Genomic DNA, 11593 nt, shown 5'->3' on the forward strand with positions numbered 1-11593 from the left:
GGCGCGGGCCTCGGAGGTGGCTGCCACCTCCGAGGCCCGCGTCGTACCGGCGGCCGCTCGTTCACGGGGCGGGCCGGGGCCCCGCCAGGGACTCGGCCCGGCCGAGGAAGCGGGGCAGCCACTCCTCGTAGGAGACGCCCGCCAGGAAGCCCAGGGCCGCCTCCGCGTCCTTGCCGACCACCGTGTGCAGCGCGGTGCCGGGGTCGTCGGCGGCGGCGACGACGGCCTCGGCCGCCTCCGCGCAGTCGGCGGCGCCTTCCGCGACGCGGGTGAGGAACCGGGCCAGCCAGGCGTGGTCCGCGCGGTACGGATCGTCCTCGCACCGCTCCGCGCCGGTGGCGCCGGCGACGGACCTGCCCTGGATGCGGGAGGCGAAGCTGCCGGGTTCCAGGCACACCACCCGGACGCCGAAGGGCTGGACCTCCGCGTACAGGGCCTCGCTGAGCGCTCCCAGGGCGGCCTTGCTCGCCGCGTAGAACCCGCCGTGCGGCACGGCGAACGTCCGTCCGGCGAGGGACGAGACGTTCACGATGACCCCGCTGCCCCGGGCCCGCATGCCGGGCAGCACGGCACGGGACACGCGCAGCGGGCCCCAGAGATTGGTCTCCATCAGCTCCCGCGCCCGGTCGAGCGGCATCGTCTCGACGGGGCCGGTCCGGTCGATGCCCGCGTTGTTGACCAGCACCTCGACGGGTCCGTGCCGGTCCTGCACGGCGGTGACGGCGGCGGTGACGGACGCGTCGTCGGTGACGTCCAGCCGGGGGACGTCGAGGGTCAGGTCCTCGGCGCGGGCGCGCCGCAGCAGCTCCTGCGCGCCGGCGGGGTCCCGGACGCAGGCGTGGACGCGGTCACCGCGCCGTGCGAACGCCAGCGCCGTCTCCAGGCCGATGCCGCTGCTGCACCCGGTGATCAGCACCGACGTCACGAGCGCACCGTCCACTTCGCCAGCAGCCCCAGGACGTCCTGGGCGTGCGCCGTCAGGTAGAAGTGCCCGCCCGGGAACACGTGGAACTCGGACGCCGTGTCCGTGTGGCGGGACCAGGCGCGGGCCTCGTCCACGGTGACCTTGGGGTCGTCGTCGCCGACCAGGCTGACGATGGGGCAGGCCAGGTTCGGGCCCGGCTCGTAGACGTAGGTCTCTGCCGCGCGGTAGTCGGCGCGGATCGCGGGCAGGGCCATGCGGATCAGTTCCTCGTCGTCGAGGATCGACGCGTCCGTGCCGCTCAGCCGGCGCATCTCCTCGACGAGTCCGTCGTCGTCGCTCAGGTGGACCGTCTCGTGGCGCGGGCAGGAAGGGGCACGCCGGGCGGAGGCGAACAGTGCGCGCGGGACGATGCCGTGGTCGCGTTCCAGCCGGCGGGCGACCTCGAAGCCGAGGGTGGCGCCCATGCTGTGCCCGAAGAGGACCAGGGGGCGGTTCGCCCAGGGCAGCAGCACGGCGGTGACCTGGTCGGCGAGTTCGCCGATGGTCGTGGCGCACGGCTCGCCACGGCGGTCCTGGCGCCCCGGGTACTGCACGGCGAGCACGTCCACGGAGGCCGGCATCTTCGCCGACACCGGGTGGTAGAAGGTCGCCGAGCCGCCCGCGTGGGGCAGGCACACCAGCCTGGCCGCCGCGTCCGGGCGGGGATGGTAGCGGCGGATCCAGAGGCTGTCCTGCTCGGTGAGCGTGGTCATGGGGGCGGGCGTTCCCTTCCTGGGCTGGGGCGCTCGGCGCGGGGCGGTGCCCCAGCAGTCTCACGCCCGGGGCGGGGGCGGACCACCCCTACCCGCCCCAACCGGCCCGCTCAGGCGTTGAGGTAGGCCAGCACGGCGAGCACCCGGCGGTTGCTGTCGCTCGACGGCGGCAGCATCAGCTTGGTGAAGATGTTGGAGATGTGCTTCGCCGCCGCGCCCTCGGTGATGGTCAGCCGCTGGGCGATCGCCGTGTTCGAGCAGCCCTCCGCCATCAGCTCCAGCACCTCGCGCTCGCGGGCGGTGAGCGCGGCGAGCGGCTCGTCCCGGGAGTGACTGGTCATCAGCTGGGCGACGACGGCGGTGTCCATGGCGGTACCGCCGGCCGCGACGCGGCGCACGGCGTCGATGAACTGCTCGTCGTCCAGCACGCTGTCCTTGAGCAGGTAGCCGATGCCGCCGGTGCCGTCGGCCAGCAGTTCCCGGGCGTACATCTGCTCCACGTGCTGGGAGAGGACGAGGATCGGCAGGCCGGGCCGCTCCCGGCGGGCACGCAGGGCGGCCTGGAGGCCCTCGGTGGTGAAGGTGGGCGGGAGCCGTACGTCGACGATGGCGATGTCGGGCCGGTGCTCGGTGATCGCGGCGGCGAGGTCCGTGCCGTTGTCGACGGCGGCGGCCACCTCGAAGTCGTACGCCTCCAGCAGCTGGATGATCCCCTGCCTCAGGAGGAAGAGGTCTTCGGCGAGGACAACGCGCACGGCAACTCCATCTTCATCACGGTCGGACCGCCCGGTGGACTGTCGATCTCCAGGACCCCGTCAAAGGATGCCAGCCTGCGCCGGATGCCCGCGAGGCCGCTCCCGGCCGACGCGTCGGCGCCGCCGCGGCCGTCGTCGGTGACCCGGGCGTGCAGCATGTCCTCCTCGCGCCAGGCGACGACCTCCACGCGCCGGGCGTCGGCGTGCTTGAGGGCGTTGGCGAGCAGCTCGGACACCGCGAAGTACACGGCGGACTCGACCGGGTCGGGCAGTCTGCCGGGCAGGTCCACCACCACGGTGACGTGCAGCGGGCTGGCCAGGCCCAGGGCGCGCAGGGCGTCGGGCAGGCCCCGTTCGGCGAGGACCGGCGGGTGGATGCCGTGGACCAGGTCGCGCAGTTCGCGCAGCGCCTGCACCGACGAGGTGCGGGCCTGCCGCAGCAGCCGCCGGGCCTCCTCCGGGTCCTGGTTCATCTTCCGGTCCACGGCGCCGAGTTGGAGGCCGAGGCTGACGAGCCGGGCCTGGGCTCCGTCGTGCAGGTCGCGTTCGATGCGGCGCAGTTCGGCGGCCTGGATGTCCAGGGCGCCGGAGCGGGTCTCGGACAGGTGCTGGACACGGGAGGCCAGTCGGGACTGGCGGGTGGGGCCGAGCAGCAGGCGGACGAAGTAGGCGTAGCCCTTCAGGACGAGCGGGCCGAGGAACACCCAGCCGGTGAGCACGACGAACGCGAGCAGGGCCGCGGCGAGCGCCGCCGGCCAGCTGTCGACGGTGACGAAGGAGTACCAGCGGCCGTGCCCGTCCCGCGCCAGGGGCCGCCACAGGCCGCAGGCGAGGAACAGCCCCTCCCCCGCGTAGTAGAGCAGCGCGGCCGGGACGAACCCGACGAGGCCGACGACGCAGTTGAGGAGCAGCCACAGCAGGTCCCGCCAGGTCGCGGGGTCGGCGAGGATCCACTTGCAGCGCCGCGTCCAGCCGACGATGTCCTTCTCGATCTCCTCCGGCTCGGGCCGGTAGGGCCGCTCCACCGGGACGCCGGAACGCGCGGCGGCCCGCCGGTTGAGGTCGCACAGCCATCGCACGGCCCGGGTGAGGTAGGGCAGCGCCAGGAAGCCGATGCCGATGAGGCACAGGACGATGAAGTAGGTGGTGGTGACGAACAGGACGACCGACAGCAGCGCTCCGCAGGCGATGGCCACGCCGACCAGGGTGTCCACGGTGGCGCGGCCGAGTCGGCCGCGCCACGTGACCGGCACAGTCTTCATGTCCTCATGCTCCCATTCCCGGCCGCCCGCCAAGGAGGGGCCGCCCCCGCCCGGGGGAAGCGGGGACGGCCCGGCCAGGGGGTGGCTCACGCCGCCTTCACCGTCTCCACGGCGGGGCTGCGCATGCCGCGCCAGGACGGCAGCAGCGTGGCGCCGAACACCAGCAGCAGCGATCCGCCGACGATGGCGAGGTAGATGCCGATGGATCCGGAGGGCAGGTAGGAGTCGCTCTTGACGAGGCTGTAGGGGACGATGGTCGTCGCGGAGGCGACGGTGCCGAGGACGGTGGCGACGACGCCGGTCAGCAGGCCCTCCACGGTCAGCATGCCGAGCACCTGGGCGCGGGTGGCGCCGGTGAGCCGCTGGAGGCCGAACTCCGCGCGCCGTTTCCGGGTGACGGACACCAGGGTGTTGACGACGGTGATCGCGGCGTATCCGACGATCATGGCGACGATGGTGTAGTTGGCGGAGACCAGGATCTGCTGGATCTGGTTGTTGCGGCCGGCCAGCGAGGAGCTGTCGTCCAGTTCGGTGCCGGGCACCCCGGCGGCCAGCGCGGTGAGGCGTTCGTGGACGCCGGCTCCGGCGCCGCGCGCGGTGCGGACGAGGATCTGGTGCGGCAGCCCGTCACCGGTGTGCGGCGCGAGGGTGGCCGCGGGCAGCGTCAGGTACTCCTGCTTGGGGTTGTCCCGGTAGAGGGCCACGACGGTGGGGCGTACGGCGGTGCCGTCCCCGAGGTGCATCGGCAGTCGCTCGCCGACCTTCACCCCGTACTCCCGGGCCTTCTTGTCGGACAGGGCCACGGTGTCGCCGCGCAGGCCGGTGAGGGAGCCGGCGACGACGGGCAGGTCCAGGCTCTGCCGCACGCCGTCGGCGGAGACGCCGCGCAGGTCGACCTGGTCCGGGCCGCCGGCGCGGTCCACGAAGCCGCGGCTGGTGACGAACTCGGAGGCCGCGGCCACCCCGGGCGTGGCGCGCACCCGGTCGACGACACCGGGTGCGAATCCGCCGGTCGTGGAGTCGAGGACGTAGTCGGCGAGGATGTTGCGGTCGTAGGAGGTCCGGGAGACGTGGTCCTCGGTCGACTGCATGTACAGGGTGCCGGTGGCGATGCCGATGAGCAGGACGATCGGCGCGACCGCGCCCGCCATGCGGACGTTGGCGGTGGCGGCGTTGCGCAGCGCCAGCTGACCGGAGAGTCCGGAGAACGCCCGCACCGGCAGGCGGAGCAGCGCGACCATGACCTTGGTGATGCCGGGGGCGAGCAGGGCGAGGCCGATGCAGAACAGCACGGAGGCGGGCCCGGCGGTGCTGGCGAGGGTGGGGCCGTCGTCCATGACGGTGGCGGTGGCGACGGCCAGGCCGATGCCGTTGGCGAGGAAGAACAGCGCGAGCAGCAGCCGCGGCACGCTGAACCACCGGGTGCCGGCGGTGGATTCGGCCAGCGCGGCGACCGGTTCGGTGCGGGCGGCGCGCCGTCCGGCGAACCGGGTGGCGCCGGCCGCGGCGAGCACGGTGACGACGGCTCCGACGGCCATCGGCATCCATCCGGCGTGGTACACGATCGCCGACGACACCACGCCGCTGGACGTCAGCACCCCGAACAGCAGCCGTCCGATGGCGTAGCCGGGCAGCAGGGCGAGCAGCACGGAGCCCACCGACAGCACGGCCGTCTCGGCGAGGATCATGCGGCGCAGCTGGTGCGGGGTGGAGCCGACGGCGCGCAGCAGGGCCATCTCGCGGGCGCGCTGCTGGAGGGAGAGGCCGAGGGTGGACGCGACGCCGAACATGACGATCAGGACGACGGAGGAGCCGAAGACGGCCGCGAGGATGACGACGGTGCGCTGGCTGGCGAGGGTGCCGGGCAGTTCGGCCAGTCCCCGGCGTTCGCCGGTCAGGACCTCGGCGCGGTCGCCGATCTCGGCGCGCACCGCGTCCGCGACCGCGGCGGCCCGCGTGCCGGGGTCGGGCAGCACGCCGATGGAGTCGATCCGGCCACCGGCGAGGGCGCGGGCCTCGTCGTCCGTGAAGAAGACGGCGGCGTCGGGGTTGCGGTCGCCGCGCTGCTCGGCGATGCCGCTGACCAGGAACCGCCGGGCCGTGCCCTGGACGACGATGTCGACGGCGGACCCCGGGCGCACGCCGGCGCGCCGGGCGAGGTCCGCGTCGAGGACGACCTCGCCGCCGGCGACGGGGGTTTTACCGGCGGCGAGGGTATAGGGGGTGAGCCGGGCGGAGGCCCAGCCGTGGCCGTACGAGGCGGACTTGCCGGTCACCGGCTTGCCGTCCTTGAGGACGGTGGCCGGGACGGACACGTCGCCGACGGCCGTGCGGACGCCCTGGACCCGGGCGACCTCGCCGACGAGGCGGGGGTCGATGCGGTGACGTTCGGTCAGGGCGGTGGCGTCGTAGGTCTGGTCACCGGTGACGACGACCGGTGCGCCGTTCAGGCGCTGGGGGTCGGCCGCCATGCGGACGCCCGTCTCCATCAGGCCGCCGCAGCCGATGACGATGGCGGCGCCGAGGAACATGGCGAGGAAGGTCGCGATGAAGCTCGTCCGGCGGAACTTCAGGGTGCGCAGTGCCAGGCGCCACATCAGTACCGCCCTCCCGAGGGCTGCGCGGCGCTCTGCCGGTGGGTGTCGTCCTCCCAGGCGCCGAGCCGGGTCATCCGGGCGGCGACGGCGTCGGCCGTCGGCCGGAGCAGTTCGCCGGCGAAGGCGCCGTCGGCGAGGAAGACCACGCGGTCGGCGTAGGAGGCGGCCACCGGGTCGTGGGTGACCATGACCAGCGTCTGGCGGGCGGTGTCGACGGACTCGCGCAGCAGGCCGAGCACGGATGCGGCGGTGCGGGTGTCGAGGGCGCCGGTGGGCTCGTCGGCGAAGACCACGGCGGGGCGGGTCACCAGGGCGCGGGCGATGGCGACGCGCTGCTGCTGCCCGCCGGAGAGCTGGGAGGGCAGGTGACCGAGCCGCTCGGCCAGGCCCACGCGCTGCACGACGGTGCGGATCAGGCTCCTGTCGGGCCGCTGTCCGGCCAGTTGCAGCGGCAGGGTGATGTTCTGCATGACGGTGAGCGCGGGCAGCAGGTTGAAGGACTGGAAGATGAAGCCGATCCGGTCGCGGCGCAGCTTGGTCAGCCGGGTGTCGTCCAGGCCGGCGAGGTCGGTGCCGCCGACGGTGACCGTGCCGGAGGTGGGCTGGACCAGTCCCGCGGCGCAGTGCAGGAAGGTGCTCTTGCCCGATCCGGACGGTCCCATGACGGCGGTGAAGGTGCCGTCGGCGAAGCTCATGGTGAGCCCGCGGAGCGCGGCCACCTGGCTGTCTCCTCGGCCATAGGTCTTCGACACGGCGTCCAGCCGTACCGCCTCCGTCCGGCGGAGGTCGTGTGAAGTGTGCACGGGGGCTCCCCTACGAGATTTCGCTTCTCACGCGGTGTCTGGGACCAGATTAGGAACGCCGGCCCCGCGGCACATTGGCATTGTCCGGCCAGTTCGAGGTAGAGGTTTCTCTACCTCGAAGCGGCAGGTTCCGACGGGTGTCCACCATCTTTGTGCAGCGATGCCATCACCCTTGTCCGCATATTTGACTCCCCTTCGAAAGGGCCGGTTGCCACCCGTGTCCCGGGGCTTGCGCGCGGGTAACGTCGAAACCGTCCGCAGAAATCCACGGAAGATGGGAAGTCCCATGGCCACGAGGCCTGACCACGAACTGACCGCACGGGTCCGGCCCGACGGATATCTGGAGCTCTTCTCCCGGCGCACCGGCAAGCGCCACCGATGCGGCCCGCGCGGCACGACGATGTGGCTGGCGCTCCAGCGCAGCGGCTGGCAGCCGGAATCGGCCGCCGATGAAATCGCCGTGCAATTAGGTATCGATCCGGCCAGTGTCCGATGCGATATCCACGCCTGGTTGGCGCATTTCCGCGAGGCCGGCGAGTGAAGGAAAATCGGGGCGCGGGCGGCCTTTCGGCCACCCACGCCCCTTTCCCTTTCGACGGCCCGCGATTTCAGGACGTGGCGGCGGAGCGCGCCGCCGTGAGCCATGTCTCGACCGCCTCGGCGGTGGACTGCGCGTGGTCCTCCAGCATCGTGAAGTGCGTGCCGGGCACATCGGCCGGCTCGTGTTCCGCCGGCCAGCTCGCCCGCCAGTCGTCGGTGCCGGCGGCGAAGGACTCCGTCGGCCGCACGAACAGCACGGGTGCCGCGAGGGCGCCGGGCAGACAGTGCTGGATCAGGTCGCTGTAGCGGCTCATGGCGGCGAGACGGGCGGTCCCGAAGCCGCCGAGCGAGGACTCCCGGTCCAGCATGCCGTCGAACATCTGCCGCCACAGGTCGTCCTTGCCGTCGTCCCCGGGCAGATAGGTGTCCAGCAGCACCACACCGGCGGCCGGCTGTCCGGCCTTCTCCATGATCTCGGCCGCCGCGTGGGCGAACTGGCCGCCGGAGGAGTAGCCGACGAGCACGTACGGCCGCTCGTCCGCGCAGGCCCGGCGGATGCCCTCGACGACCACGTCCACCACCGCGTCCACGGAACGCGGCAGCGCCTCCCCGGGCCCGAAGCCGGGCACCGCGGGCACCACGACGTCACGGCGGCCGTCGAAGTGCCGGGCGAAGCGGGCGTACTGGTGGGCGCCGCCGAGCGCCATCGGTGACGGCAGGCAGACGAGCCGGGGGGCGGCGTCACCGGTGGCCAGCCGCACCGGGTCCGTGACGGCGCCGAGTTCGTCCAGAGCGGAGAAGCCGGGGAGGATGTCGGCCACGGTGCGCAGCAGGTCGATGGCCCGGTCCATCCGCCCGTCGGCCGCCGCGCGCCGTACCAGCCCGCTGACCGATTCGAGGTCGCCGGCGCCCGCCGGGCCGGGGGCGCCGCCCGCCAGGTGCCCGCGCAGGGCGGTGGCGAGGGCGGCCGGGGTGCGGTGGTCGAAGACGGCACCGGCCGGCAGGGTGCTGCCCAGGGCGGCGCCGAGGGCAGCGCGGAGTTCGGCCGCGGAGACGGAGTCCATGCCGATCTCCAGAAAAACGGCGTCGGGTTCGACGGCGTCCGGTCCGGAGTGCCCGAGGATGGCGGCGGTCTGGGCCCGGATCACCTCGGTCAGCAGCGCCTCCTGTTCGGCCGGCGGGGCGCCGGCGAGCCGCTGCCCGAGCGGCTCGGCGGCCACGGGTCCGGCGGCGGGCGCCGGCGCGGCCGCCGGGAGGGTGATGAGGGCGGCGTCCGCGTTCAGCCAGTACCGCTCGTGCCGGAACGCGTAGGTGGGCAGGTCGGCGCGGGCCGTGCCGGGGAAGAGCGCCGCCCAGTCGGGGGCGAGGCCGTCGGTGTACAGACGGGCCAGACCCGCGAGGAGGGCCGCGGGCTCGCTGCCGTGGCGCCGGCCGAGGGCGACGAGGACGGCGCCGTCGGTGTCCGGGCACTCGCGGACGAGGCCGGTCAGCACGGCGTCCGGGCCGACTTCCACGAAGCGGCCGACGCCCGAGGCGGTGAGGGCCGCGACGGCGTCGGCGAACCGGACCGTCTCCCGCACGTGCCGCACCCAGTGGCCGGGGTCGCACAGCTGCTCCCCGTCGGCGGGACGCCCGGTGAGCGTGGACACCAGCGGGACGCGCGGCTGGTGGAACGTCAGCTTTTCGGCCACCGCACGGAACTCGTCGAGCATGCCGTCCATGAGCGGCGAGTGGAAGGCGTGCGAGACGGCGAGCCGCTTGGTCTTCGCGAAGCCCTCGGCGGCGGCGAGCACCGCCGCCTCCTCCCCCGAAAGCACCACGGAGGCCGGCCCGTTGACCGCGGCGAGCCCGACGCGGTCGTCCAGCAGCGGCCGTACCCGCTCCTCGCCGGCCTGTACGGCGACCATCGCGCCGCCCTCCGGCAGCGCCTGCATGAGCCGGCCCCGGGCGCTGACCAGGGCACAGGCGTCGTCCAGGTCGAGGACGCCGGCGGCATGGGCGGCGGCGATCTCGCCGACCGAGTGCCCGGCCAGCACGTCGGGCCGCACACCGAAGGACTCCAGCAGCCGGAAGAGGGCCACCTCGTAGGCGAACAGCGCCGTCTGCGCGTACCACGTGCGGTGAACGGCGTCGGCGTCGTCGCCGGCCAGCACCCCGGCGAGGTCCAGGCCGGTCCGGGCGTCGATCGCGTCGAAGGCTTCGGCGAACACCGGGTAGCGGGCGCGCAGTTCGAGGCCCATGCCGAGGCGCTGGGCCCCCTGGCCGGTGAACAGGAACGCCGTACGGGTGCCGGTCCGCGCCCTGCCGGTGACGGCCGTGGGGGCGGGGGCACCCTCGGCGAGGGCGCGCAGTCCGGCCAGCAGCTGGTCCCGGTCGGTGCCGGTGACTGCCGCGCGGTGGCCGAAAGCGGTGCGCCGGGTGCCGAGGGCCCTGGCGACGGCCGCCGGGTGCAGCTCGGGCCGGTCCGCCAGGAAGGCGTGCAGGCGCTCGGCCTGCGCGGGCAGGGCGGGTGCCGAGCGGGCGGACAGGGGCCATATGACCGCCGGGGCGTCCGGTTCGGCGTCCGCCGGTTCCTCCTCGGGGGCCTCCTCGATGATGGCGTGGGCGTTGGTGCCGCTGATGCCGAAGGAGGACACACCGGCCCGGCGCGGACGGCCGGTGCGGGGCCAGGGCTGTTCCTCCGTCAGCAGCCGCACCCGTCCGGCGTCCCAGTCGACCTTCGTCGACGGCTGGTCGACATGCAGGGTCCTGGGCAGCACCCCGTTGCGCATCGCCAGGACCATCTTGATGACACCCGCCACTCCCGCGGCGGCCTGCGTGTGCCCGATGTTGGACTTCACCGAACCCAGCCACAGCGGTTCGGTGCGCTCCTGGCCGTAGGTGGCCAGCAGCGCCTGCGCCTCGATCGGATCACCCAGCGTCGTACCCGTGCCGTGCGCCTCCACCACGTCCACGTCCGCCGCCGACAACCGGGCGGACGCCAGCGCCTGCCGGATCACCCGCTGCTGCGACGGACCGTTCGGCGCGGTCAGACCGTTGGACGCCCCGTCCTGGTTCACGGCGGAACCCCGGACGACGGCCAGCACCGGATGCCCGTTGCGCCGCGCGTCCGACAGCCGTTCCAGCACCAGGACGCCCAGTCCCTCGGAGAAGCCGGTACCGGCGGCGTCGTCGGCGAAGGAGCGGCAGCGCCCGTCCGGGGAGAGGGCGCCCTGCCTGCTGAACTCCACGTACGTGCCCGGCGAGGCCATCACCGTCACTCCCCCGGCCAGCGCCAGGGTGCACTCGCCCTGGCGCAGCGCCTGCGCGGCCAGGTGCAGCGTGACGAGCGACGAGGAGCAGGCGGTGTCCACGCTGAGCGTCGGGCCCTCCAGGCCGAGGGTGTAGGCGACGCGGCCGGAGACGATGCTGCCCGAGCCGAAGCTGCCGAAGTAGTCGTGGTACATCACGCCCGCGAACACGCCGGTGCGGCTGCCGCGCAGCGCGGCGGGGTCGATGCCGGCGTTCTCCAGGGCCTCCCAGGAGCCTTCGAGCAGCAGCCGCTGCTGCGGGTCCATGACGAGGGCCTCGTGGGGACCGATGCCGAAGAACGCGGCGTCGAAGTCCCCCGCGTCGTGCAGGAAGCCGCCCTCCCGGGTGGAGGAGCGGCCCGGCACGCCCGGCGTCGGGTCGTACAGGTCCGGGTCCCAGCCGCGGTCGCCGGGGAACGCGGTGATGCCCTCCGCGCCGTCCGCGACCAGCCGCCACAGGTCCTCCGGGGACCGCACTCCGCCCGGGTAGCGGCAGGCCATGCCGACGATCGCGATCGGTTCCCGGGCCGCCGCGGTCAGCGCGCGGTTGCGTTCCCGCAGCCGCTCGATCTCCTTCAGCGAGGCGCGCAGCGCCTCGACCATCCTGGTGTCCGGCTTCTCGGACTCGGCCATGGTCCTCTTCCTTGTCACGGGCGTCGTCACAGCACG

General features: G+C 73.8%; 8 protein-coding genes. 1 reads left to right on the forward strand and 7 read right to left on the reverse strand.

The window, feature by feature from the left end; all coding sequences use genetic code 11:
- Nucleotides 1-61: 61 nt before the first annotated feature.
- The 6 genes from AB0946_RS14580 to AB0946_RS14605 form a co-directional block, all read right to left on the reverse strand.
- A complete protein-coding gene (locus tag AB0946_RS14580) occupies nt 62-925 on the reverse strand; it encodes an SDR family oxidoreductase (RefSeq protein WP_366760922.1) in 864 nt (287 codons plus the stop codon).
- The gene (locus AB0946_RS14585; RefSeq protein ID WP_366760923.1) at nt 922-1677 is read right to left on the reverse strand and encodes an alpha/beta fold hydrolase; all 756 of its coding nucleotides are present in this window, start codon (nt 1675-1677) and stop codon (nt 922-924) included. The genes AB0946_RS14580 and AB0946_RS14585 overlap by 4 nt, the downstream gene beginning before the upstream one ends.
- Nucleotides 1678-1787: 110 nt before the next feature.
- Nucleotides 1788-2432, reverse strand: coding sequence for a response regulator transcription factor (locus tag AB0946_RS14590; RefSeq protein WP_366753513.1), 645 nt, complete (start codon nt 2430-2432; stop codon nt 1788-1790).
- On the reverse strand, nt 2396-3694 hold the full coding sequence (locus AB0946_RS14595) for a sensor histidine kinase (protein WP_366760924.1): 1299 nt from the start codon (nt 3692-3694) through the stop codon (nt 2396-2398). The genes AB0946_RS14590 and AB0946_RS14595 overlap by 37 nt, the downstream gene beginning before the upstream one ends.
- A gap of 86 nt (nt 3695-3780) precedes the next feature.
- Nucleotides 3781-6291, reverse strand: coding sequence for an FtsX-like permease family protein (locus AB0946_RS14600; protein WP_366760925.1), 2511 nt, complete (start codon nt 6289-6291; stop codon nt 3781-3783).
- Complete coding sequence (locus AB0946_RS14605) at nt 6291-7094, reverse strand: ABC transporter ATP-binding protein (protein WP_366760926.1); 804 nt, start codon at nt 7092-7094, stop codon at nt 6291-6293. The genes AB0946_RS14600 and AB0946_RS14605 overlap by 1 nt, the downstream gene beginning before the upstream one ends.
- A gap of 286 nt (nt 7095-7380) precedes the next feature.
- On the opposite strand from AB0946_RS14605, the gene AB0946_RS14610 reads away from it, so the two are divergent.
- Nucleotides 7381-7635, forward strand: coding sequence for a hypothetical protein (locus tag AB0946_RS14610; RefSeq protein ID WP_366760927.1), 255 nt, complete (start codon nt 7381-7383; stop codon nt 7633-7635).
- A gap of 67 nt (nt 7636-7702) precedes the next feature.
- Here the strand turns inward: AB0946_RS14610 and AB0946_RS14615 are convergent, their stop codons facing one another.
- Nucleotides 7703-11557: an alpha/beta fold hydrolase gene (locus AB0946_RS14615; protein ID WP_366760928.1), complete on the reverse strand. Its 3855-nt coding sequence runs from the start codon at nt 11555-11557 to the stop codon at nt 7703-7705.
- Nucleotides 11558-11593 lie beyond the last annotated feature (36 nt).

Source organism: Streptomyces sp. NPDC046870, from assembly GCF_040704595.1.
Classification (GTDB): domain Bacteria; phylum Actinomycetota; class Actinomycetes; order Streptomycetales; family Streptomycetaceae; genus Streptomyces; species Streptomyces argyrophylli.